Origin of the sequence: Kribbella sp. NPDC004536 (assembly GCF_042873835.1) — a bacterium.
Classification (GTDB): Bacteria; Actinomycetota; Actinomycetes; order Propionibacteriales; family Kribbellaceae; genus Kribbella.
This window is the reverse complement of the sequence record NZ_JBIALY010000001.1, coordinates 2766039-2790431: the sequence shown is the minus strand read 5'-3', so window position 1 is coordinate 2790431 and position 24393 is coordinate 2766039. Positions and strand designations below refer to the sequence as shown.

Annotated in this window: 16 protein-coding genes; 4 read left to right on the top strand and 12 right to left on the bottom strand. The window is 68.9% G+C overall.

The features are described from left to right. The first annotated feature begins 27 nt into the window (after positions 1 to 27). Entirely contained in the window at positions 28 to 657 is a 630-nt protein-coding gene (locus ACFYRU_RS13885; protein WP_387657435.1) for a hypothetical protein, read from the top strand. Here ACFYRU_RS13885 and ACFYRU_RS13880 read toward each other — a convergent pair. From ACFYRU_RS13880 to ACFYRU_RS13845, 8 genes are all read right to left on the bottom strand, one after another. Next, complete coding sequence (locus tag ACFYRU_RS13880; protein ID WP_387657432.1) at positions 654 to 2192, bottom strand: alpha/beta hydrolase; 1539 nt, start codon at positions 2190 to 2192, stop codon at positions 654 to 656. The two genes, ACFYRU_RS13885 and ACFYRU_RS13880, sit on opposite strands and share 4 nt — an antisense overlap. After that, positions 2189 to 3190, bottom strand: a complete 1002-nt coding sequence (locus tag ACFYRU_RS13875) for a stage 0 sporulation family protein (RefSeq protein ID WP_387658123.1) — start codon at positions 3188 to 3190, stop codon at positions 2189 to 2191. Before ACFYRU_RS13875 ends, ACFYRU_RS13880 begins: the two co-directional genes overlap by 4 nt. A gap of 748 nt (positions 3191 to 3938) precedes the next feature. Beyond that, a complete protein-coding gene (locus ACFYRU_RS13870) occupies positions 3939 to 4511 on the bottom strand; it encodes a DUF4190 domain-containing protein (RefSeq protein WP_387657429.1) in 573 nt (190 codons plus the stop codon). Positions 4512 to 4576: 65 nt separating this feature from the next. Then, positions 4577 to 5482 carry a DUF4190 domain-containing protein gene (locus ACFYRU_RS13865; protein WP_387657426.1) on the bottom strand — a complete coding sequence of 302 codons (906 nt, stop codon included), beginning with the start codon at positions 5480 to 5482 and terminating at the stop codon, positions 4577 to 4579. Between the two features lie 33 nt (positions 5483 to 5515). Next, positions 5516 to 6184: a DUF4190 domain-containing protein gene (locus ACFYRU_RS13860; RefSeq protein WP_387657424.1), complete on the bottom strand. Its 669-nt coding sequence runs from the start codon at positions 6182 to 6184 to the stop codon at positions 5516 to 5518. A gap of 108 nt (positions 6185 to 6292) precedes the next feature. Further along, positions 6293 to 7501: a DNA polymerase III subunit delta' gene (locus ACFYRU_RS13855; RefSeq protein ID WP_387657421.1), complete on the bottom strand. Its 1209-nt coding sequence runs from the start codon at positions 7499 to 7501 to the stop codon at positions 6293 to 6295. A 115-nt stretch (positions 7502 to 7616) separates the two neighbouring features. Next, on the bottom strand, positions 7617 to 9602 hold the full coding sequence (gene tmk / locus ACFYRU_RS13850) for a dTMP kinase (protein WP_387657418.1): 1986 nt from the start codon (positions 9600 to 9602) through the stop codon (positions 7617 to 7619). A gap of 103 nt (positions 9603 to 9705) precedes the next feature. Beyond that, a complete protein-coding gene (locus ACFYRU_RS13845) occupies positions 9706 to 10797 on the bottom strand; it encodes a pyridoxal phosphate-dependent aminotransferase (RefSeq protein WP_387657415.1) in 1092 nt (363 codons plus the stop codon). Between the two features lie 64 nt (positions 10798 to 10861). On the opposite strand from ACFYRU_RS13845, the gene ACFYRU_RS13840 reads away from it, so the two are divergent. Beyond that, the gene (locus ACFYRU_RS13840) at positions 10862 to 12274 is read left to right on the top strand and encodes a PLP-dependent aminotransferase family protein (RefSeq protein WP_387657412.1); all 1413 of its coding nucleotides are present in this window, start codon (positions 10862 to 10864) and stop codon (positions 12272 to 12274) included. Between the two features lie 108 nt (positions 12275 to 12382). On the opposite strand, the gene ACFYRU_RS13835 is transcribed toward ACFYRU_RS13840, so the two are convergent. After that, on the bottom strand, positions 12383 to 15160 hold the full coding sequence (locus tag ACFYRU_RS13835; protein WP_387657410.1) for a glycoside hydrolase family 2 TIM barrel-domain containing protein: 2778 nt from the start codon (positions 15158 to 15160) through the stop codon (positions 12383 to 12385). A gap of 69 nt (positions 15161 to 15229) precedes the next feature. Further along, positions 15230 to 15658, bottom strand: a complete 429-nt coding sequence (locus tag ACFYRU_RS13830; protein ID WP_387657408.1) for a Fur family transcriptional regulator — start codon at positions 15656 to 15658, stop codon at positions 15230 to 15232. An 84-nt stretch (positions 15659 to 15742) separates the two neighbouring features. Here ACFYRU_RS13830 and ACFYRU_RS13825 point away from each other — a divergent pair, with 84 nt between their 5' ends. Then, positions 15743 to 16156: a hypothetical protein gene (locus tag ACFYRU_RS13825; protein ID WP_387657405.1), complete on the top strand. Its 414-nt coding sequence runs from the start codon at positions 15743 to 15745 to the stop codon at positions 16154 to 16156. Positions 16157 to 16159: 3 nt separating this feature from the next. Here the strand turns inward: ACFYRU_RS13825 and topA are convergent, their stop codons facing one another. Then, positions 16160 to 18907 carry a type I DNA topoisomerase gene (topA, locus tag ACFYRU_RS13820; RefSeq protein WP_387657402.1) on the bottom strand — a complete coding sequence of 916 codons (2748 nt, stop codon included), beginning with the start codon at positions 18905 to 18907 and terminating at the stop codon, positions 16160 to 16162. 247 nt (positions 18908 to 19154) lie between these two features. Continuing rightward, entirely contained in the window at positions 19155 to 20567 is a 1413-nt protein-coding gene (locus tag ACFYRU_RS13815; protein WP_387657399.1) for an alpha/beta hydrolase family protein, read from the bottom strand. Between the two features lie 157 nt (positions 20568 to 20724). On the opposite strand from ACFYRU_RS13815, the gene ACFYRU_RS13810 reads away from it, so the two are divergent. Continuing rightward, positions 20725 to 24360, top strand: coding sequence for an NPCBM/NEW2 domain-containing protein (locus ACFYRU_RS13810; RefSeq protein ID WP_387657396.1), 3636 nt, complete (start codon positions 20725 to 20727; stop codon positions 24358 to 24360). The last annotated feature ends 33 nt before the right edge of the window (positions 24361 to 24393 follow it).

The following is a 24393-nucleotide window of genomic DNA, read 5'->3' as shown; positions in this document are numbered from 1 at the left end:
GCCCGGAGAGAGGGAAGCGAGGTCGGGATGCTCACGCCCAGGCACCAGGCGCTGCTGATGACGCTGGCGGGAATGACCGTCGGCGTAGTGGCCTTCGGCACGGTCGTCGCCGTCAACGGCGGCAACCCGTTCACAGCGCACGACACGCCGGTGGGCATCGTCAGCCCGATTCCGTCCAGCACCCCGGCCCGCGGCGACGGGCTCCAGGCCGACGGCCTGCAGTACGTCGTGCAGAACTTCGGCACCGACGACGACCCGGTGTCGGCGGAGGTCCCGGCCGGCTGGAAGAGCGCCCAGAGCGGTACCCGGCCGAAGTTCCTCGACCCGACCGGGGTCTGGCAGCTCCGGTTCGACACCCGGGGCAGCAAGCAGACGCCGGACCAGCTGGTGAAGAACCGCGAGCGCAGCATCGACGAGCAGGACCTGCAGGTGCTGAGCCGCGACAACGGCCTGCTCGTCTACACCTACGTCGACAAGACCCGCGGGCCGCGGATGGGCCTGTCGCGCTGGATCTCGCTCGACGGCGGCAAGACGTCAGCCGTCGAGATCACCGTCGGCGGCCGCCCCCAGGACGAGGCCGGCCTACGCGCCGTCCTCCAGCACGCGGTCGACACCCTCAAGGTGCCGGTCGACCCGGGCAACAACCGCCCCAACTAACACTTGATGTCGGCGGCCGGTGTGTTGCCTTGCACGAGGTAGCTCTCGACGACGTTCTTCACGCAGGCGTTGCCGGACAGGTACGCCGTGTGACCGTCGCCGTCCCGCGTCACCAGGATGCCGTTCTCCAGCTCGTGCGCCAGCCCGACGGCCCACTCGTACGGCGTCGCCGGGTCCCGCGTCGTACCGAGCACCATGATCGGCTTCGAACCGGCCGCCTTGATCGGGTGCGGCTTGTTCGTCGGCTTCACCGGCCAGTTCATGCACGCCGTCGACGACCAGGCCATGAACTCGCCGAACCGCGGCGACGCGGCCTTGAACGTCGGCAGGCTCGCCTGGATCTGCGCGATCGAGGTGACATCCGGCCGGTCGCTGCAGTTGACCGCGATCTGCACCTCGTTGGAGTTGTCGGCGTACCCGGACGGCTTGCGGTCGGTGTACTCGTCGGCGAGCGCGAGCAGCCGCGCCCCGTTCCCGGCCAGGCCGTCGGCGACCGCGTCCTCGAGCCGCGGCCAGAAGTCCTTCAGGTACAGCGGGTAGACGATGCCGAGCACGACCAGCGCCTGCGTGACCTGGCGCTGCCCGTCACCCGGCAACGGGTGCTCGTCGCTGTTCTTGATCAGCTGGTCGACCTTCGCGAGTACCTCGTTCTTGCTGCTCCCAAGTTTGCAGGACCGCTGCGCGCAGTCCTCCGCGAACGCGTCCAGCGCCTTGTCGAAGCCCTTCGCCTGCGCGATCCCCATCTGCTCCGACGAGATCGCCGGGTCGACGGCGCCGTCCAGCACCATCCGGCCGACGTTCTTCGGGAACTCCTCGGCGTACGTCGCCCCGAGGTACGTGCCGTACGACATGCCGAGGTAGTACAGCTGCGGGTCGCCGACGATCCCGCGCAGTACGTCGATGTCGCGGGCCGCGTCCTTGGTGTTCACGTGCGGCAGCAGCGCACCGGACTGCTTCTCGCAGCCGGCCGCGAACGTCTTCGACTGCTGGTCCAGGTCCGCGACCTCGGCCGGGGTGTCCGGGCTGCCGTCCGCGGCGATCATCGCGTCCAGTTGCGCGGTGTCGAGGCACTTCACCGGCGTCGATTCGCCCACGCCCCGCGGGTCCCAGCCGATGATGTCGAACTTCCGCAGCAACGACGCCCCGAACAGCATCGGCGCCTGCGCGGCGAACTCCTGCCCGGACGCGCCCGGACCGCCCGGGTTGATGAACAGCGTCCCGATCCGGCCGCCGCGGTCCTTCGCCAGCACCTTGCGGGCCCGCAGCTCGATCGTCTGCCCGGCCGGCTTCGTGTAGTCCAGCGGTACGAGGATCGTCGCGCACTGCTGGTTCGAACCGCAGCGTTCCCAGTCCGGCTTCTGCTGGTAGAACTTCTCCAGCCCCGCCGGGATCGGCCCGACCGGCCCGCTCGGCGGATTGCCGCCGACGGTCGGCGCCGTACCGTCACCGCCGCCCTGCGCGCGGCTCGCCACCCCACACCCACTCGCCAGCACCGCAAGAGCTGCCACCAGTACGGTCGACCTGCGGAATCTCACTGCGGGCTTTCTCCCTCGTCGTCATGATGCAACCGGCGACGCCGCCGCGGCTTCCGCGGCCGGCGCTCTTCCTCGGCCGGTGCCGTTTCCTGGTGCTGGGCCGTGTTCTCGGGCTGGGTTTTCTCGGGCGGGGCCGTTTTGCCGGGTACTACGGGCGGTGCGTCCGGGGTCGTCGTACTCGACGCCTCGTACTGCTGCCGCGGCGAACACACGTCCGCCCGGCTGCACGCACAACGCCGGCCCGAAGCCGCCAGCCGGACGACCACCGTGTCGCTCGGAACGTTGTGCCCGACCACCACTCCATCACCCGCGGGGGTCTCCACCACGGTTCCGGTCGCCGGGGCCTTCGCGTTGAACTCCTGGTACAGCGGGTGCTCGTACTTCAGGCAGCACATCAACCGCCCGCACGCACCGGAGATCTTCAACGGGTTCAGCGGCAGGTCCTGGTCCTTCGCCATCCGCACACTGACCGGCTCGAAGTCCTTCAGGAACGTCGCACAACACAGATCCCGCCCGCACGGCCCGATCCCGCCCTGCAACCGCGCCTCGTCCCGCGCCCCGACCTGCCTGAGCTCGATCCGCGCCCGCAACGCCCGCGCCAGATCCCGTACCAGCTCCCGGAAGTCCACCCGGTGCGGCGCCGAGAAGTACACGATCACCAACTGGTCGATATCCGCCCGCCGGTCGACGAAGTCGATCCCGACCACCTTCATCGGCAACCCGTGCTGGCGGATCGTCCGCTTCGCGATCACCCGGGCATCCGCCCGCCGCTGCCGGTTCTGCTCGTCCCGCTCCAGATCGGCCGTACTCGCGATCCCGGCACACAACGGCAGCCCGCCGACCTCCTCGGTCACGAACTGCGGCGCCCAAACACACTCAGCAACCTCAGGCCCGTCATCGGTAGGCACCAGCACCTTGTCCCCCACCCGAGGCCGAAACTCCCCCGGATCAAGGTAATAAAGCCGCCCGTACCGCTCGAACGACACCGCCATCACCATACCCACGCCGCCAGACTACTTGCAGACCCCCGCGTACAAGCAGCCCCGCGCGCGCTCCGCAGCCCGACAAGCAACCCTGCGCGCGCTCCGCAGGCGCTAACCTCGTCGCTCCGCTCCTCACACGCGCCCGCTCCACGCACCCCACCCACCCCCGGGCTAGCGCCCGGCCCATCAACCTCCGGCTACCGCCGGGTGTTTGCGGCTGGCGCCGCGGGTTGCGGCTGGCGCCGCGGGTTGCGGCTGGCGCCGCGGTGTTGCCGGCTGCCGCCGGCTCTTTTTGCGAGCTGGCGCTCGCGAGCGACCACCACCGCCGGCGCGAGCAGTCCTGCGACGACGAGGCCTGAACTCATCGAGCGCCGTACGAGCCACTCTCAACCGGCATCTACCGGTCGGACGTGCATGGGTGCCGGACGAGCAGTTCCACCAGGATCAGCATTCCCGTCACAAGGGTTGGCCTCTTCCTCGAACGGCGACCTAGCTTTCACCCGCGAGCGGCAGCTCGCAACAAGCCGGCGGCAGCCGGCAACACCGCGGCGCCAGCCGCGAACCCCGGCGGTAGCCGGAACTTCCACGGCGGTAGCCGGAACCTGCCCGGCGGTAGCCGGAAGCAAATGCTCCGGGCGGCAGCCCGGGGGTGGGTGGGGCGTGCGGAGCGGGCGCGTGTGAGGAGCGGAGCGACGAGGTTAGCGCCTGCGGAGCACGCGGGGGCTGACTGGCGCGGGGCTGCTGTTCGTGTGCGGGGCGGCTGTCAGTTGGTGGTGGTGCCTAGGACTATCAGGAAGAGGAACAGGAGGATGGTTCCGAGGGTCAGGACTGAGCCGACGATTACGCCGGCTATGGCCATTCCCTTGCCTTCCTGGTTGCGTTTCTTGATCTGGGAGAGGGCGATGATGCCCAGGACGATTCCTACCGGGGCGGACAGGCCGATCAGGAGGCCGGCCAGGGAGCAGATCAGGGAGGCGGTGGCGAGGCCGTTCGTGCCGGGGGAACCGGTGTAGCCGTAGCCGCCGTAGACGCTGGGGCTGTACGGGGCTTGGCCGTACTGCGGTTGGCCGTACGGCTGGGCGTACTGCGGCTGGGCCGACTGACCGTAGCCAGCCTGCTGGCCGTACTGCGGCTGCGCCTGGCCGTACTGCGGCTGCGCCTGACCGTACTGCGGCTGGGTCTGCCCGTATTGCGGTTGGCCGTACGTGCCTTGGGTGGGAGCGGGCTGGCCGGGGGCGGTCCAGGGTTGTTGGGACTGCACGGGGAGAGGGGTGGTCGCGTCTTGCGGGCGGTCCTGGGGTCGGTTCGGGTCCGCGCCGTACGGTGGCTGAGTCACGCTGCTCCCATGTGCTGTGTTTCGCGCATCGTACCGGTTCGGGAGGGTTGCCCTGGGCAAATGCCTCAGCGGTGGCTGTTCTTCACCGTCCCGGTGAGCTTCTGGTTGCCGGGGCCGTACGCGACGCAGAAGACGCGGCGGTCGCCGGAGTCCCAGGTGTACTTGTCCGGCGTCAACCAGTTCAGGTAGAGCTCGGACTCGTCGCGGGACTTGCCGACGTAGCTGCCGAAGGGCCGCGTACAGGCCTGGTCGGCGTCCTTGTCGATGGCCTTGTCGCCCGGGTACGTGCCGTCGGGCAGCGAGACGATCGCGATCAGTTCGGCGTCGTGGGCTTCCGGGCAGGCGCGGCGCTCGACCTCGTCGTCGACGTTGGTGTCGTCGAAGCATTCGCCGATCATCAGCTCGTCGATGTACGCACTGTTCGAACTCGGGTCCGGTGCGCCGGAGTCGTCGGTGCCGGAGGACGCGAACGCGATCAGCAGCCCGATCACCGCGATGTACCCGATCGTCACCAGCGAACCGATCACCACGCCGGCGATCGCCATACCCTTGCCGGCTTGCGGGCGGCGGCCGAGTTGGACGAGCGCGATGATGCCGAGTACGACGGCGACCGGTGCGGACAGGCCGATGAAGATGCCGCCGAGCGCGCAGGCGAGCGCTGCGACCGCCAGCCCGTTCTGCCCACCGGAATCACCCGAGTACCCGTACCCGTACGCCGCCGGCGGCTGCCCGTACGGCGACGGATACTGCCCCGGCCCGTACCCGTTCCCGTACGGCGTCTGCCCGTACGGCGGCGGGGGTCCGTACGCTCCCGGCCCGGCCTGCCCGTACGGCGACTGTCCCGGCGCCGCCCACGACGTACCGGACTGCTCTTCCGGCCGTCCGTACCTCGGAAACACTCGAGTCGGATCGTGCGGAGTGTCCTGCGGCCGGTCCGCGTCCGGAGGTGGCTCGAAAGGTGGCTGAGTCACGTCGTCCCCCACAATCCCCAGCGAGCGCCAGAGCTAACGTTGCGCTCCGCGCATCGTACCGGTCAGGTGGGTTCCTGGCATCCCCAAGAGACAGAGGACGTTGCCGTCAGCAACCTCGCGGTTCTCCAGCACCACGTAGTACATGTCGAGCTCGGAGTGCTCGTAGGGCTTCCCCACGAAGTCGACGAACGCCCCGGCGCACTGGTCGGTGGCCGCGGCCCCGGTCTGCGCGGCGGTCAACCCGACCAGCGCCGCCTGGACCTTCGCGTACGCCTCGCCGGTGTGCGCCTGCGCGCAGTCCGCGATCCGTACGACCCGCAGCGCGTCCGACTCCAGGTCCGCGTCGAAGCAGCGGCCCACGCCGACCTGCGAGATCGACACGGTGCGGCCGATCCCGCGGCGGTGTTCGGCGACCAGGTTGAGCGTGACCGCGGTGCCGATGGCCAGCACCCAGCACAAGGAGACCAGCAACGCGGCGTACGCGAGCCGCTTGCCATGCCCGCCGAGGCGCTTGATCCGGCGCAGCGCGATCGCGGCCAGCAGTACCGCGAACGGCACCAGCCCGGGCAGGCTGACCGCGAAGGCCGCGATCGCGTACCCGTCCTGCCGTTGCCGGACCGGGTCCGGGATGCCCTCCAGCCAGGACTCAGCCGACGGCAGCGGCTGCCGCGCAGGCTGGATCGGGGAGGGCGGCTGGTTCATCACGGTCCGTTCGGGAAGGCGCCGGGCACATCGCCCGGACACCCAGTCATCGGACCCACTGGTCTCGGTGTTACACCGCCTGCCCAGTTATCGGACGTGAATCACACCTCAGCGGAGCACTCGGCGCGGAATGTTGAATCCGTCACTACGCCCTTCGAACAGCGACACGGTCATCGCCTCGAGCGCGACCAGCGGCGCGACGTTCGCCTCGATCGCCTCGCGGCACATCGCGATCGCGTCGATCCGCCGTACCGTCTGCTCGGGGGTCGTCCGCGCCCCGAGCTGCTCGATGTTGCGCTGCAGCTCCGCGTTGATCAGGTCGCTGCCGGACCGGGTCTGCACCACGAGCACGTCCCGGTACAGCGCCATCAGGTCGACCAGCGACCGGTCCAGGACGTCGCGCTCCCAGCGTTTCGCGCGAGCCTTCTGCTGGTCCTCGAGCTCCTTCAGCGCCGCGTTCGCCTCGCGCGGCTTGGCGCCCTTCGTGCCGACGCCGAGCGCCTGTTCGAGGGCGGCGCGCTCCTTCTCGTCGACCTTCTCCGCGCTGGCCTTGGCCTCTTCCTTGGCCGCGTCGACGAGCTGCTGCGCCGCCTTCAGACAGGCGCCGAGGTCGCGCAACGAGAACGGCACCTCCAGCACCCGGGTCCGCCGGTCCCGTACTTCGGCGTCCCGCGCGAGCGCCCGCGCCCGGCCGATGTGCCCCTGCGCGGCCCGGGCCGCGAACCACGCCAGGTCGGCGTCGACGCCCAGCGTCGCGCTCAGCATCTCCGCGACCGCCGTGACCGGAGGCGTGCGCAGCACCAGCAGGCGGCAGCGCGAACGGATCGTCGGTACGACGTCCTCGACGGTCGGCGCGCACAGTACCCAGACGGTCCGCGGCGCGGGCTCCTCGACGCTCTTCAGCAACGCGTCCGCGGCCTGTTCGGTCAGCCGGTCCGCATCCTCGACGACCATCACCTGCCAGCGGCCCTGCGTCGGGCTCATCGCGGCCCGCCGGACCAGCTCGCGCACCTCGCTGACCCGGATCGACAACAGCTCCGTACGAATCAGCGACACGTCCGGATGCGCCCCGCTGAGCGCCGTACGGCAGTCGTTGCACTGGCCGCAGCCGTTGTCCGCGCACTGCAACGCCGCGGCGAACGCACGGCCTGCGTTCGACCGGCCGGACCCGGGCGGTCCGGTGATCAGCCAGGCGTGTGTCATCCCGGCGACGGCCGCACCGGATTCACCACGCAGTACTGCGGATGCTCCGTCCACGGCACGACGCAGTACGGCGACCGCGGGCTCCTGCCCGACCAGGTCGTCCCAACCGGTCACGGGGCCTCCCGGTCTGGACTGAGGAGCGGCGGGAGCGAAGCGACCAGAGCGACGAGGGAAGACCGGGAGCAACAGCCCCGGGACCCGCCGCGACGGAGTCGCGGCATCAGTACTGTCATAGGCCCACCTTCGGGAGCATTGGTTGCAGCCGCGCGCGGATCTGCCGGGCGATCTCCTCGCGGTCCTGGGACGCGTCCAGGACCAGGTAGTGCTGCGGCTCGGCGGCGGCCAGTTCGAGGAACGCGTGCCGGACGCGCTCGTGGAACTCGTCGCCCTGCGCCTCGATCCGGTCCCGTTCCTTGAACCTGCCGAGGCCGCTCTTCGGCGGCAGGTCGAGCAGGATCGTCAGGTTCGGCCGGAGATCGTTGGTCGCCCAACGGTTCACCCGCTCGACGTCGGACACGTCGAGATCACGGCCGGATCCCTGGTACGCCAGCGCGGAGTCGACGTACCGGTCGGTGATCACGACCGCGCCTGCCTTCAGCGCCGGTTTGATCACCGAGTCGACGTGCTCGGCCTTGTCGGCGGCGTACAGCAGGGCCTCGGCGCGGTGCGAGATGTCGCCGGTGGCCGGGTCGAGGACGATCTGGCGCAGGGTCTTGCCGAGCTCGGTCGCACCGGGCTCGCGAGTCAGCAGCACCTGTTGCCCCTGCTCCTCCAGCCACTTCACCAGCAACGCCGACTGCGTCGACTTGCCCGCACCCTCGCCACCCTCGAGCGCGATGAACAACCCGGTGGTCGGATAGTCACCACGGGTCTTGCCGAAACTGCGCCGTACGTCCCGCCAGAACGGCACCCCCGGCCGGTCGTCCATCTGCCGCCACGCGAGCAGGCCGATCACGCCTGCCACCACCGCGGCGATCACCATCGTCATCGAGGCGCCGTTGTACGTCGCCGAGTGGCCGGCGATCGTCCAGGTGTGCCGGCCGATCGCACCCGCCACGAACGGCGCGATCGCCAGCGTGACCGCGAGCACCGTACGGACCGCGGACTGCACGAACGCGAACGTCCGGCCACGGACCGCGTCCGGCACCTCGAGACCGAGCAGCGTGTACCCCGAGACCCACGAGCCGCCCGCACAGAACCCGAGCAGGATCGCGATCATCGTGGCGATCTCGATCTGCTGGATCAACGCCAGCCCGGCCAGGCAGATCCCGGACCCGACCAGCCCGGCCGCGAACAGCCGGCGCCGGGACAGCCCGGAGAAGATCCGCGGCCCGAACCCCATCCCGAGCGCGAGACCGCCGAACACCGCGCCGAAGAGCAGGCCGTACCCGGGGTCGCCGGCGCCGAGGTCCTCGACGTACGTCCGGCCGAGGCCGACCACCACCGCGCCCGCCGCGAACGCCCCGGAGATCCCGACCACCAGCCCGCGGACCACCGGCGTGCCGGTGACGTACGACCAGCCCTCGACCATCGTCCGCCACAGCGTCGGGTGGTCCTCGTGGTCATGTACCGCGCGGCCGATCTCGGCGACCGACACGATCGCGAACGCGGACACCGCGAAGGTTGCCGCGTTCACGTAGATGGCAAGGTCGATCGAGAAGTCGCCGGCCCAGCGGGTGACCAGCGTGATCGCGGTGAACAGCGCCGCGGCCGGGAGGGCGGAACCGTACGTGGTGATCAGGCTGAGCTGGTTCGCCGCCTCGAGCCGGTGCCGGGGCACCAGGTTCGGCACGCTGGCGTCCTTGGCCGGGCCCCAGATCAGGCTGACGATCTCGATCAGCACGGTCGCGACCAGCAGCCAGGTCAGCGTGTTCACGATCGGGATCGTGACGAAGAACGCGGCCCGGACCAGGTCGCCGAGGATCATCGTCCAGCGCCGGTCCAGCCGGTCCGCGACCCAGCCCGCCACCGGTCCCATCACCAGCGCCGGCAGCACCCGCAGGAACAGCACGCCACCGATCGCGAAGTTCGCCAGCTGGTAGTTGTCGCCGGCGAACGACTTCGCCATCGCGGTCAGCGCCAGCAGCCCGATCCAGTCACCCAGACTCGACAGCCCGAACGCGATCCACAGCCGCCGGAACGCCCGGATCCGCAACACCGCCCGCACGTCGTGCGCCGGTGCAGGATCGGTCAACGGGTCATAGGCCTCCGGCACACCGCAAGCCTAGTGGGACGCATGGACAGCCCGTCGCACTGCGTCTGGCCCGGCAACCGGCGCACGCACGACCACGACCTGGCTCACCACGACCACCCGGCGGCTAGCGCGCGGCGACCAGCGCCTCGCGCAGCGCGTCCAGCGCGACCTTCAGCTCCGCGGCCGGCAGGTAGCCGAACCCCAGGCGGAACACCCGCGGCTCGTCCCCGAACCAGTCGCCATCCGCCAGCCGTACGCCGATCTCCGCCGCCGCCCGCTTGAACCTCCCAAGATCGACCCCGGCCTTCAACCGCACCACACACAACGCCCCAGCCGAGGGCCGAACCCACTCCACCAGGGCGTCGTTCGCTTGCACCCAGTCCTGGGTAATCAGAAGGTTCTCCTCAAGCCAGGTCCTTCGGTGGCTCAGGATGGCGGTTTCCTCGGCAAAGACTCGTACCGCCAGCGCCTCACACACCGGTGAGGCCGACACGACAGTCCCGAATTTCGCCGGCACCAACCGCTCGATCAACGAGTCGTCCGTGCTGACCACCCACCCGACCCGCAGCCCAGCCGCCCCATGACACTTGGACAACGAGGCAACGACCACCACCCGCGACCCCAGCCCGACAGCAGTCTCCGCAACCGGCTCGTCGCCGTACGACGCCGTCCGATAGGTCTCGTCGACCATCAGATAGGCGTCCGGGCAGATCACCTGCATCGCCGCGAGAATCTCCCGCAGAACCGCCATCGGCACCGCAACACCGGACGGATTCTGCGGCGTCGCCAAGCTGACCAGCTTCGTCTCCGAGGTCAGCTGCGCCCGCACCGCCTCGGCGGTCACCCGGTAGCCGTCGTCGAACCCGACCGGCACCACCCGCACCGATGCCCCCACGGTCTCGAATGCACTCCGCGTCATCGGGAACTCGGGCGCCGTCGTCACGACCTCACCCGCCAGCAGATACGCGAGCAGGAAGATCCCGTGCATGCCGCCGACCGTGACGACCACCTGATCGGCCCGTACGCCGTGCCGCTCGGCGATCGCGCTCCGCAGCCGCGCGTCACCGGCCGCCGTACCGTAGCCGAGCTCCAAGTCCGCCAGCTCCGGCGTCAGCAGGTCCGCGAGCCGGAGGTCCGGCCCGTAGCTCTCGCCCAGCTCGTACCGGGGCTGTTCGGCGGTCAGGGACATGATCTGGTGACGCGGAAAGTTCGGCATACCCACCATCGTTCTGCGATACCGCTGGCCGATGCAGAGCCAATCCGGCAGAATTGGTTCGCAGATGAGACCAATCGAGGTGGTTGACCGATTGGGCCGCTGGTCGTCCGGCCGCGGCCCGCTGTACGTGTTGCTCGCGTCCCGCCTGCGCCGGCTGATCGACGACGGCGAGCTCCCGCCCGGCGTACTCCTTCCACCGGACCGCGCGCTCGCCGGTGCGCTCGCGGTCGGCCGTACGACGGTGGTCGCGGCGTACGACCTGCTCCAGGCGGAAGGGCGGATCACCCGCCGCCAGGGCAGCGGTACGCGGGTGGCCGGCGTACCGACCGATGCGCAGGTGGAAGAGGCCCCGGTCGACCCCATCTTCCTGGACTCGCTGGAGGCCCGCGACGACGACGTACTGCTGGCCATCTGCGCCGCACCAGGCGATCCGCCGCCGCAACTGGCGGAGGCGTTCGCGAGGATCGCCCCGGAGCTCGGGGAGATCACTGACGACATCGGGTACTACCCGTACGGCCTGCCGGCGCTACGGCAGGCGCTGGCGGATCGCTACACGGCCCGTGGCGTGCCTACACGCATGGAACAGGTACTGGTCACGAACGGCGGTCAGCAGGCTCTCTCACTGCTGGCACACGCCCTGGTATCTCCCGGCGACCAGGTGATCGTCGAAGCGCCTACGTACCCGGGAGCGCTGGAGGTGTTCCGGGAGCAGGGCGCAGTACTGCGCGGGCTGCCTGTTGGACTGGACGGCTTCGAGACGGCCGTACGAGAGCGTCGGCCGGCCTTGGCGTATGTGATTCCGACGTACCACAACCCGACCGGCGCAGTGCTGTCCACACTGGCCCGTCAACGCCTTGCGGGGGCAGGTGTTCCGCTGATCGAGGACGAGGTGCCGGCCGACCTCGCGTTTCCCGGTGAGCCGGCGATGACACCGATCGCGGCGTACGGCGACACGGTGATCTCCATCGGCTCACTCAGCAAGAGCATCTGGGGCGGTCTGAGAATCGGCTGGGTCCGCGCAGCACCACCGCTGATCAACCGGCTGGCCCGGCTGCGCGCCGTACACGACCTAGGCGGCAACGTCCCGACCCAGCTGGCCGCAGTACACCTGCTGCCACTCCTGGACGCCCCAGAGCTCCACGAAACGCTCAAGAGCCGCCACGACCACCTGCACACCCTGCTGACCGAGCACCTCCCCACCTGGAAGGTCCCACCGGTAACAGGCGGCCAATGCCTCTGGGCTCAGCTCCCCTACGGAGACGGCACGTCCTTCGCCCAAACAGCCCTGCGAAACGGACTGGCCATCCTCCCCGGCGCCGGCCTGGACATAACCGGCAACAGCCAGCCCTACATCCGCCTACACTTCCGAGCCCACCCCACAGCCCTCACCGAAGCAGTCCACCGCCTCACCAAGGCCTGGCACACCTACAACCCCCCACCCACCCCAACCCACCCCCGCCCAACCATCGCCGTCTGAAGGCGGACCTGAGGGGCGGATCGCCAGGCCATCACAAATGGCGTTCGCGCGGGCCGGCCCGCGGGCGCGGGCGTGGCGGGAGCGATTGTGGTGGCCTGGGGGTCCGCGTCAGGCGGTGGTGAAGCGGAGGGTTAGGGCGGCGGGGGCCGTTTTCAGTTTGTCGCGGTCCGGGAGGGCTGGGCCGCAGGCGGCGGTGCCTACGCCGGTTTGGGCGAGGTCGATGGTGACGTAGGTGGTGTCGCCGGGGACCAGGTCCGCTGTGTGCTTGGCGGTTTCCAGGTCGTTGGTGGTCCAGTCGCGGACCGTGAGGCCGAAGAGCTGGTCGAGGGTCTCGATGCGCAGGCCGTCCACCGTCGCCCAGCGGGTGTCGATGCGCTGGCCGTTCTCCTGCGGGCGGACGTACGGCGTCTGCAGTTCGGCGACCGTGGCGGAGTACTTCCCGACTGCCGCGGCCTCCCGGGTGTCGACGTACGCCTCGTTCGGGCCGGTGCCGAACCACTCGACGCGCTCGGCCTTCGGCAGTTCGAACGTGATGCCGAGCCGCGGCAGCACCTCCGGGAACAGCCCTTCCGGTACGACGCTCAGCTCCAGCACAACCGCACCGTCGACAGCGGTCCAGCGCCACGTACTGCGCAGCCCCCACTGCAGCTGCGGCGGCGCGGTCCGGGTGACGACCTCCCACGCGCCGTCGCGTTCGCCCTGCGACACGATCCGGTGCTGCACCCGGTGCAGCCCTTCCTCACGCCACTTGGCCGCGACGCCGGGAATCGCGTCGTTGTCGATCGGCGCCCGCCACACGTCCAGCCGCGCGTTCCGCACCGCGCCGACGGTGATCCCGTCGACCCCGGTCGTACCTTCAGCCGGCGTACCGGCAACCACCGGAGCAGCAGTCGCCGGCTCGTCCAGGCGGATCTGACCCCAGGCGATCCGGTGCCCGGCGTCGGCCCACGGCGTCGACTCGGTCAGCTCGGCGGTCACGGTGACCCAGCACTCCAAGCGCTCACGCTGCTTCTCGATCCCCGGCGGCAGCTCGACCGTGACGGTCTCACCGGGTGCGATGACCGGCACCGGCAATCCGCCGGCGCCGACCAGTTCCCCTTCGACCTCGGCGACCAGCTTGAAGGTCAGGTGGCTGGTGTCGAGGACCTCGTACCGGTTGGTGATCGACACGCGGTTGCCGTCGGCAACGATCCGGAGCGGCTCGATCACCTTGATGTACTCGTGCATACCCGGCGACGGCGTCCGGTCCGGGAACAGCAGCCCGTCGCAGACGAAGTTCCCGTCGTGGATGGTCTCGCCGAAGTCACCGCCGTACGCGTACACCTCGCGACCGTCGATCGTGGTCCGCAGGCCGTGGTCGATGAACTCCCAGATGAACCCACCCTGGCAGCGCGGGTACTTCTCGAACACCTCGCGGTAGTCGAGCAGCCCGCCCGGCCCGTTCCCCATCGCGTGCCCGTACTCGCACAGGATGAACGGCAGGTTCCGGTACAGCGAGCTGTCCGCGCCGATCTCCGCGCAACCCTCCGGCGAGGTGTACATCCGCGAGTAGATGTCGACGAACTCGGCCTCGGTGTCGCGCTCGTAGTGCACCGGCCGCGACGGGTCCAGTTCCTTGGCCGCGTCGTACATGTCCTTGAGGTTCGAACCCATCCCGCACTCGTTCCCGAGCGACCAGATCACGATCGACGGGTGGTTCTTGTCCCGGTGCACGGTCCGCTGCATCCGGTTCACCAGATCGTCCCGGAACCGCGGGTCCATCACCGGGTTCGGCAGCTGCGGCGGCTGCGGCTCGTACCCGAACCCGTGCGACTCCAGGTCGCACTCGTCGATGACGTACAGCCCGTACTCGTCGCAGAGCGACAGGAAGTGCGGGTGCGGCGGGTAGTGGCTGGTCCGGACCGCGTTGATCCCGGCCCGCTTCATGATCAGTACGTCGTCGAGCATGTCCTGCTCGGTCAGCGTCCGGCCGCGGTCCGGGTGGAACTCGTGCCGGTTGACGCCGTTGAACAGCACCCGGTTGCCGTTGACGGTAAAGATCCCGTCGACGATCGCGACGGTACGGAACCCGATCCGCAGCCGGACGTCACCGCCCGCGGTCCGCAGTACGGCGTCGTACAACCGGGGCACCTCAGCGCTCCACGGCTGCACGCCGTCGACCCGTACGTGCTCGCCCGTTGCCACCGACAGGTCCAGCTCGGGCACGGACACGGTCCCAGGTACGTCCGACTCGACGAGCAGCGTGCCCGCGCCGTCGATGTGGTCCCACGCGGCCTTCACGAACACGTCCGTCGGCGCGTCGGGACGGAGCGCGAGCAGGTTTACCTCACGGAAGATCCCGGACAGCCACCACATGTCCTGGTCCTCGACGTACGAACCCGTCGACCACTGGTGCACGCGCACCGCGATCCGCGCTTCCTTGCCCGGAGCAACCAACGAGGTGACGTCGAACTCCGACGCCAGCCGGGACCCCGACGACCACCCGACGTACGACCCGTTCACGTACACCGCGAACCGCGAGTCGACGCCCTCGAACCGGAGCACGATCTTGGCCCCGGCGAAGTCGGCCGGCACCGTCACCGTGCGGACGTAGTCGCCGGTCGGGTTGTCGGTCGGCACGTACGGCGGCTCGAGCGGGAACGGGTACACCACGTTCGTGTAGGCCGGCTTGCCGTACCCGTTCAGCTGCCAGTGGCCCGGGACCGCGAGGGTGTCCCAGCCGGCGGTGTCCGGGTCCTTCAGGTCGTCCGGCGCGTCCGCCACGGTCGGGGACAGCCGGAAGCTCCAGTCCCCGCTGAGCGGCAGCCGCCCGGAGTCGTCGTCCAGCCACGAGCGCGGGGGGAGAACGTTCTCCCCGGAAGCAAAGTCCTCGACGTAGTGAGTCACAGGAGTCGACCTTAAGGCCTAACTGTTCACAACTCCACACCGATCAACAGATATGGACAGCGATGACCGCTACTGGCAATCCTGGCAGACACCGACCAGCGCGACCTGCTCCGGCGCGAGGTGGAAGCCGAGCTCGCGGGCCACCTTCTTCCGGGCGGTCTCGAGGATGTCGCCGGGAGCGTCGTACACGGTGCCGCACTCGGAGCAGCGCAGGTGCAGGTGCCGGGGCGCGAGATCGCCGGCCAGGTGGTACGTCGTCCCCGCCCGGCCCAGGTGGACGTGCGTGACCAGCCCGAACTCGCCCAACGCGTCCAGCGCGCGGTACACCGTCGCCCGATGGATCCCCGGCCGCAGCTGCTCGGCGCGTTCGCCGATCTGCTCCGCGCTCAGGTGCTCCTCGGTGCCGGCCAGCACCTCGACCACGGCGAGCCGGGCCGGCGTCACCCGCTCACCGCGTTCCCGCAACCGCTGCGCGCTGACCTCGACCGCACTCGTCATCCGCGCTCCTCGCAAAATCCGCTGGTTGTGACCCCATCCAATGTACGTTCCGTCTACTACGTCCATACAGCCTGGGGAACTCCGATGAGTGATCAGCCGAACGCGGTCGCCCGGCGCGGCCCCGCCGTCCTGCGCGGCACCGCCCAGAACGTCCAGTACCGCAGCGAAGGACGGATGGACCAGAACTCCGTACAGATCCTGACGTTCCGGCTCGAGCGGCGTGACGAGGTCGGCACCCAACTGCCGCCCGTCCTCGTCGAGCTCCGCGGTCTCGCCCTCGAGGGTCAGCTCGTCGAAGGCGAGAACGTCATCGTGACCGGGAAATGGCGGAGCGGTCGCGTCGTCGCGAACAAGGTGCTCAGCGAGGTCACCGGCGCGCTGGTCCGCGCCCGGAAGCCGCCGTTGTGGCTGGCGGTTCCGGTCGGGATCGCATTCCTGGTGTTCTTCGCGCTCGTCGTCTACTTCATCGTCCGCGGCTTCAGCAGCTTCGGCAGCTGAGTCTCAGGACTTCTTCGCCGGCGCCTTCTTGGCCGTCGTCTTCTTCGCGGCGGTCTTCTTGGTCGCCGTCTTCTTGGTCGCCGTCGCCTTCTTGGCGGCGGTCTTCTTCGCAGCCGTCGTCTTCTTGGCCGCCGTCTTCTTCGCCGTCCGCTTCACCGGACCGCGGGCGCGCTTCTCGGCCAGCAGTTCGGCCGCGCGGAGCAGCGAGATCGTCTCGACCGAGTCGTCCTTGCGGAGCGTCGCGTTCGTCTCCCCGTCGGTGACGTACGGGCCGAACCGGCCCTCCTTCACGACCACCGGCTTCTTGGACTCCGGGTCCTCACCCAGCTCCTTCAGCGGCGGGGCGGCGGCCCGGCGGCCACGCTGCTTGGGCTCCGAGTAGATCTTCAGCGCCTCTTCGAGCGTGATGTCGAACATCTGCTCCTCGGTCGACAGCGACCGCGAGTCCGTGCCCTTCTTCAGGTACGGCCCGTAGCGGCCGTTCTGCGCAGTGATCTCGTCCCCGGACTCCGGGTCCTTCCCGACCACCCGCGGCAGCGACAGCAGCTTCATCGCGTCGTCGAGGCCGATCGAGTCCAGCGTCATCGACTTCAGCAGCGACCCGGTCCGCGGCTTGGCGCTCTTCGGCGCGTCCTCCGGCAGTACCTCGGTCACGTACGGCCCGAAGCGGCCCGCCTTCGCGACAACCTTCAGCCCGGTGTCCGGCGCGCTGCCCAGCTCGTGCTCGACGCCCGACGGCTGCTCCAGCAGCTCGCGTGCCTTGTCGACGGTCAGCTCGTCCGGCGGCAGGTCCTCCGGTACGTTCGCGCGCCGCTCGTCCTTGTCCTCGACGTACGGCCCGTACCGGCCGACGCGGACGACGATCCCGCTGTCGTCGCCGCCGACCGGGAACGTGGACATCTCCCGGGCGTCGATGTCGCCGAGGTCGGTGACCATCGACTTCAGGCCCTCGAGCTGGTCGTCGCCGAAGTAGAACCGGGACAGTACGCCCTCGCGCTGCAGGTCACCGGCCGCGACCTCGTCGAGCACGTCCTCCATCGTCGCGGTGAACGCGTAGTCCACCAGCCGGGTGAAGTGCTCCTCGAGCAGCCGGACCACCGCGAACGCCAGCCAGGCCGGAACCAGCGCCTGACCCTTCTTGTAGACGTAATTGCGGGCCTGGATCGTGCCGATGATCGAGGCGTACGTCGACGGCCGGCCGATCTCGCGCTCTTCCAGCTCGCGGATCAGCGTCGCTTCGGTGTACCGCGCCGGCGGCTTGGTCTCGTGCCCGGACGCGATCACCTCGGACGCCGGCAGTACGTCGCCCTCGGTCACGTCCGGCAGCCGGGTCTCCTGGTCGTCCGTCCCGGCGGACGGGTCGTCCGCGCCCTCGACGTACGCCTTGAGGAAGCCGTGGAAGGTGATCACCCGGCCGGACGAGGTGAACTCGCACTGCTCGCCGGTCGAGGCGGTCGCGTCGATCTTGATCGAGACGCTGTTCCCGACCGCGTCCCGCATCTGGGACGCGATCGTCCGCATCCAGATCAGCTCGTACAGCCGGAACTCGGCACCGGACAGACCGGTCTGCGCCGGAGTCTGGAAGACCTCGCCGGCCGGGCGGATCGCCTCGTGCGCCTCCTGGGCGTTCTTCACCTTGGAGGTGTAGACCCGCGGCTTGTCCGGCAGGTACGACGCGCCGTACAGCTCGCGGACCTGGGCCCGGGCGGCGGTGATCGCGGTGTCCGACAGCGTGACGCTGTCGGTACGCATATAGGTGATATTGCCGTTCTCGTAGAGCCGCTGGGCGACCTGCATTGTCTGCGACGCGGACATGCCGAGCTTGCGGCCGGCCTCCTGCTGCAGCGTGGTGGTACGGAACGGTGCGTACGGCTTGCGGGTGTACGGCTTGGACTCGATCGAGCGGACCGTGAACTGCGACTCCCGCAACGCGGCGGCCAGCGCGGTCGCGGTCTGCTCGTTCAGGTGGACCGTGTTCGCGCCCTTGAGCTCACCGGTCGAGCTGAAGTCGCGGCCCTGCGCCACCCGCTTGCTGTCCACCGAGACCAGGCGGGAGGGGAAGTACTGCGGGTTGCGGTTCTCGCCGGCGTCCAGCGTGGCGTCGAGGTCCCAATACGACGCGCTGCGGAACGCGATCCGCTCGCGCTCCCGGTCGACCACCATCCGGATCGCGACCGACTGCACCCGGCCCGCGGACAGCCGCGGCATGACCTTCTTCCACAGCACCGGGGAGACCTCGTACCCGTACAACCGGTCCAGGATCCGGCGCGCCTCCTGCGCGTCCACCAGGTCCTCGTCGATGTCCCGGGCGTTGCCGACCGCGTCCTGGATCGCCTTCGGCGTGATCTCGTGGAAGACCATCCGCTTGACCGGGACCTTCGGCTTCAGCTCCTCGAGCAGGTGCCACGCGATGGCCTCGCCCTCGCGGTCCTCGTCTGTCGCGAGGAAGAGCTCGTCGGCGCCCTTGAGCAGGTCCTTGAGCTTGCGGATCTGCGCCTTCTTGTCGGCCGGTACGACGTACAGCGGGTCGAAGTGCTCGTCGACGTTCACGCCCAGCCGTGCCCACGGCAGGCCCTTGTACTTCGCCGGGATCTCGTCCGCCCCGCTCGGCAGGTCGCGGATGTGGCCGAAGCTGGACTCCACCACGTACCCGGACCCCAAGAAGCCGGCGATCATCCGCGCCTTCTTCGGCGACTCGACGATCACCAAGCGGGTTCCCGCCGCTGTCTTCGTCCCTGCTGCCCCTGCCACTGCGCTCCCTACTCTTCTCGTCCTGCTGACAACGCCCCTCGTCCGACGCCTGTTCCCCCGAGCACAGACCGACCCTGCCCGAGGACAGGGTACGGCCGACGGCAATGCAATTTCTCAACGCACGGTAACCGCTGACGGCCCCTCTATGCCTCCGAGGGTGCCAGAAAGTGTCGAACGCCCCATCGTTACGGCGCGTCGCGATCCCACCACAGTGTGCCCCCGGCGACCGTTACGAGCGTACGCCGTCTCAGCGGACGAACCGTACCTCGGGAAATTTCGGGGAGTCGCCGCGGAGCAGCAGCGCGGGCCGGCGGCGGAGTGTCAGGTCGAAGTACGCGGCCAGGTACTCGCGTTGGGCGAGCACGCTGCGGGCCGGCTTCGCGCCGCCGACGAGCGCCTTGATCACCGACGAGACGATCGGGTCCTCGCCGTAGATGTCGTGGAACAGCTGGGAGAAGATGAACTGGTAGTCGGTGAACGCCTTCTGCTTGGTCCGGGACAGCGCCAGGTTGAGCCGGCCGCCGCGTTGCTTCGACCAGAACTGTGCCCACGACTTGTCGTAATAGTCCTTGCCCGGGGCGGTGCGCTGCGTCTCGTCGGACGCGAACAGCAGGAACGGACGGTCCAGTCCGTGCTCGGCGACGTCGCCGAGCGGTCCTTTGAGGCGGTCGTCCTGGAGGGTGCCGTCGAGGTCGGCGCCGGCCAGGATGCGCTCGTCGTTCAGCATCGTGTCGCCGGTGGTGTAGCCGCCGAGCCCGAAGCCGAACATGCCGATCCGGCGCAGGTCCAGGCCCTCACCCAGGCCGTCCGGGAGGTCCTTGCCCTCGGCATCTACATTGTCGCCGCCGGCGATCCGCTCGAGCTGGTCGAGGACGAACCGGGCGTCCTTGGTGCGGGTGTCGACGGCGGCGCGGATGTCGGACGGTTTCGGCGGTTCCGCTTCGGTTGCTCCGGGGAGGAAGCGGCCGCCGGGGTACTCGACCGGGGTCTCGTGCGGGTGGTCCATGGTGACGACGACGTACCCGCGGCTGGCCAGGTCCTCCACCTGCGCGGTGTTCACGAACCGGCTGTACTGGTAGCCGGGCGAGAACAGTACGACGGGATGCCGGAGCCGCTGCACCGGTACGTCGACCCGTGCGTGGGTGAGCGTGTTCCCGAAGTCGAACGACCCGGTCGGCAACGCCAGCCCGTAGTCCCCCGTCCACGCGTCATCCACCTCGACCGCGGTCCGCGCCGGCATGTACTTCGCAAACGGCGCCGCCGCATCCATCCCAGCCGGATACCAAAAACTGACCATCAACTCCCGCTGCCCACTAGGCATACTCGGATCCACCCGCCCCTGATCCACCAGGTGCACCGCGGTGGTCCCGATCACCTTCCGCCCCGAAGGCCCCGGCAACCTGAACCGCACCGGATGAAAGTCCGGATCACCTTGAGCACGAAAGGTGGTGGGGTCGAACGGTGAGGCGTACGCCGACCCCGCGCCAACTGCCGTCATGCCGGCCGCGAGGCCGGCCAGTAGGCCGGTGGTCAGCAGGTGGCGCCGGCTCAGACCCTGCCCGCTCAAGCCGCCGGGGCGGCCGGCGCCGTCGGCGCCGTGGGCGCCGGGCTCGGCGTGGCTGCTGGGGCCGCTGGGGCTGGTGGGACGTGAGTTCGCCATGCGACTCATCGTCATCTTCTCGTTTCTCCCCGTGATGGCGACACCGTCTCAACTTGATGAAGCTGACCTGATGACAATCCGCGTTCAGTGAGCTTCAATGTGCGCACCCTTGTTCATTGATGCGTGAAGTGAGGCAGTGATGAGCATCTTTGTCCGCATGAAACGTTCAGTAGTCGCCCTGGCGTTACTAGCCGGTGCATTCGTGTACACCGCCGGTCCCGCCCGGGCCGCCGGCACCACTCTCGGTGACGTCACCGCCTTCTCCGCCGATCAGGCGACGTACACCCTCACCGCCGGCCCCGCGAAGGTCCGCGTCGTCTTCCTGAAGGACGATGTGTTCCGGCTCTGGATGGCCCCCGACGGCAACTTCACCGACCCCGCCAACACCGGCGACGGCTCGAACATCGTCACCAAGACCGACTACGGCACCCCACACACGACCTGGCGCGACCGCGGCAGCTACTACTCGCTCAGTACCGGCAAGATCGAAGTACGAGCCCAGAAGCAGCCGCTCGAGTTCTCCGTCTACCGCGACAACGGCCAGCTCGTCTGGTCCGAGGCCGCACCGCTCTCCTGGAACGACACGTCCACCACCCAGACCCTGGCCCGCGGCGCCGACGAGCAGTTCTTCGGCGGCGGCATGCAGAACGGCCGGTTCTCCCACCGCGACCAGACGATCAAGATCTCCCGGGACTTCAACTGGGAGGACGGCGGCAACCCGAACGCGTCGCCGTACTACATGAGCACCGCCGGGTACAGCGTACTCCGCGACACCTTCAGCCCCGGCAGCTACAGCTTCACCAGCCCCGTTGCGACCACCCACGACGAGAAGCGTTTCGACGCGTTCTACTTCATCGGCGACCTGAAGACCTCGCTCGACCGGTACACCGAGCTGACCGGCCGGCCGTTCATGCCGCCGATCTACGGGCTCGAGTACGGCGACTCCGACTGCTACAACCGCGGTCACTACGGGACCGACCCGGACCCCAGCAACGACTGGAAGGTCAACCCGGACAAGGTGACCACGCTGGACGCCGTCAAGGTCGCGCAACGCTTCAAGGACGAGGACATGCCCGGCGGCTGGATGCTCGTCAACGACGACTACGGCTGCGGATACTCGGCCAACACCGACTCCGAGCAGGTCGACGGCACCTGGTGGGGCAAGCGCGACATCCCCGCGTTGAAGCAGACCGGCGACGAACTGCGCGCCCGCAACCTCCAGATGGGCCTGTGGACACAGTCCAACCTGGACCGGCAGCCGGCCGAGGTCGGCGACGCCGGCGTCCGGATCCGGAAGCTCGACGTCGCGTGGGTCGGCCCCGGGTACCGGTACGCGCTGAGCGCCTGCGACACCGCACACAACGGCATCGAGCAGTACAGCAACGCGCGCGGCTTCGCGTGGATGGTCGAGGGCTGGGCCGGCGCCCAACGCTGCGCGGTGCAGTGGACCGGCGATCACAGCGGTTCGCTCGATGCGATCAAGTGGCAGATCCCCGCGATCACCGGCTCCGGCAACTCCGGGATCGCCTACAGCGCGGGCGACGTGGACGGCATCTTCGGCGGCAGCGCCACCTCGTACGTGCGCGATCTGCAGTGGAAGGTGTTCAACCCGGCGTTCATGAGCATGTCCGGCTGGTCGACCCCGGCGTACAAGCAGCCGTGGGCGTACGGCGATCCGTACACCTCGATCAACCGCAAGTACCTGAAGCTCCGCGAGCGCCTGCTGCCGTACTTCTACACGTACGCCGCGGAGGCGCATCGCACCGGCGCTCCGCTGAACCGGTCGCTCGTGCTGGAGTACCCGGACGACCCTCGCACCTGGGACGACACGACGAAGTACGAGTTCCTGGCCGGCAAGGAGTTCCTGGTCGCGCCGATGTACGGCGCCGACGAGGTTAAGAACGGGATCTACCTGCCTGCGGGCCGGTGGATCGACTACTGGACCGGTCGCGTGTACCAGGGTCCGACGACCGTCAACGGGTACCACGCGGCGCTCGACACGCTGCCGCTGTTCGTCAAGGCGGGCGCCGTCGTACCGATGTGGAAGTCCGGCATCAACAACGCCGCCGAGCAGCAGCCCGGCGACACCGTCAGCGTCGACATCTACCCGTCCGGCAAGTCCTCGTTCGCCATGTACGAGGACGACCGGGTGACGCGCTCCACGAAGTCCGCCACGCAGACGTTCTCGGTGAACGCACCGGAACAGGGCCGCGGCGACATCACCGTCAACATCGGCCCGAGCCTCGGCACCTACGACGGCAAGCCGGCAGCTCGCCCGTACGACCTGACCCTCCACACAGGCACCGCCCCGCACAACGTCTTCGTGGATGGCAAGGCTGTCACCTGGTCCTACTCGAACGGAGTGATCCGGATCCCCACCGGATCGATCCCCACCACCCGCAACGCCGTAGTACTCATCACCGGCGCCTCCGCGGTAGGCGGCCCCGACGTCACGAACACCTTCGGCACCCCCGAGCTGACCACGCCGTCGCTGTGGAACGCCCCAGGTCAACCGACCGAGGTCACCGCGTCCTTCCGCAACGGCACGAACACGACGGTCCGCGACGTCCGGCTCGACGTACAGGTCCCGTCCGGCTGGTCCGTCAGCGGCAAGAACACGTTCTCCCAAGTTTCGCCCGGCCAGAGCGTCACCACGAAACTCCAGGTCACGCCCGGCACCGACGTGAAACCGGCAACCTTCACGCTGACCCTCAATTCCTCGTACGTTGCCCAAAGCAAGAGTTATTCGAACACCGCCAGCGGTACGGCACAGTTGCCGTACGCATCGTTGTCGCAGGCAGCGAACGTGGTCGGAGTCAGTAATGCGTCGACGTACAAGCAAGGCAACTTCGACGGCTCCGGCAACAGCTTCAACGGCGAAGCGCTGGCCGCGGCCGGATACACGCCAGGTGCAACGGTTTCCGTCCAGGGCGCGAACTTCACCTGGCCGAGCGGTGCACCCGGTACGCCGAACCTCGTGAAGAACCAGTCGGCACCGATCCTCGTCTCCGGAACCGGCTCGCACCTCGCGCTCCTGGGCGCCGGCGCAAGCCTGAACGCCCGCGGAACGGTGACGATCATCTACACCGACGGCACGACCTCCGAAGGTACGTTCCAGCTACCGAACTGGTGCTGCCAGGACCCGACCACCGGCGGCGCGAAACTCGCGGTCTCGGTGAAGGGCCGCTACACCGCCGCGGGGTTGAGCAACACCACAACGGACTACCGGGTCTTCTACACAGCCGTACCGCTCGACCCCGGAAAGACGGTCAAGGCGATCAAGCTCCCCGGCGGTGGACTGGGCTTCTTCGCCGCCACGATCGCCGACAAACCGTTGCCCCCGGCACCGAAGGGCGACAACTGGGTCAGCGACCTGGAGTTCCTCGACTCCACCAACGGCTGGGGCCCGGTGGAACGCGACCACAGCAACGGCGAAGACACCGCAGGCGACGGCGGCCCGATCACCCTCGACGGCGTCCAGTACGCGAAGGGCCTGGGCGCCCACGCCCCGTCCTCGGTCTCCGTCCGCCTCGGAGGCAACTGCAAAACCTTCACCAGCAAGCTAGGCATCGACGACGAAATGGAAGACCGCGGCAAAGTCACCTTCAAGGTCCTCACCGACGGCACCACCAAATACACCTCCGACCAACTGACCGGCACATCCCCCACCGCCACCACCACAGTCGACGTAACCGGCGCCCAAACCCTAACCCTCCAGGTAACCGACGGCGGCGACGGCAACACCAGCGACCACGCCGACTGGGCCGAAGCCAAACTCACCTGCAACCCGTAACAGGCAGAGTTGGGGAGGATTCTCCGCCCGGAT

What these genes read in the sequence shown, in the direction of transcription:
- ACFYRU_RS13885 (WP_387657435.1), top strand. Translation starts at nt 28, where the DNA reads ATGCTCACGCCCAGGCACCAGGCGCTGCTGATGACGCTGGCGGGAATG.
- ACFYRU_RS13875 (WP_387658123.1), bottom strand. Translation starts at nt 3,190, where the DNA reads ATGGTGATGGCGGTGTCGTTCGAGCGGTACGGGCGGCTTTATTACCTT.
- ACFYRU_RS13860 (WP_387657424.1), bottom strand. Translation starts at nt 6,184, where the DNA reads ATGAACCAGCCGCCCTCCCCGATCCAGCCTGCGCGGCAGCCGCTGCCG.
- ACFYRU_RS13845 (WP_387657415.1), bottom strand. Translation starts at nt 10,797, where the DNA reads ATGCCGAACTTTCCGCGTCACCAGATCATGTCCCTGACCGCCGAACAG.
- ACFYRU_RS13840 (WP_387657412.1), top strand. Translation starts at nt 10,862, where the DNA reads ATGAGACCAATCGAGGTGGTTGACCGATTGGGCCGCTGGTCGTCCGGC.
- ACFYRU_RS13830 (WP_387657408.1), bottom strand. Translation starts at nt 15,658, where the DNA reads ATGACGAGTGCGGTCGAGGTCAGCGCGCAGCGGTTGCGGGAACGCGGT.
- ACFYRU_RS13825 (WP_387657405.1), top strand. Translation starts at nt 15,743, where the DNA reads ATGAGTGATCAGCCGAACGCGGTCGCCCGGCGCGGCCCCGCCGTCCTG.
- ACFYRU_RS13815 (WP_387657399.1), bottom strand. Translation starts at nt 20,567, where the DNA reads ATGGCGAACTCACGTCCCACCAGCCCCAGCGGCCCCAGCAGCCACGCC.
- ACFYRU_RS13810 (WP_387657396.1), top strand. Translation starts at nt 20,725, where the DNA reads ATGAAACGTTCAGTAGTCGCCCTGGCGTTACTAGCCGGTGCATTCGTG.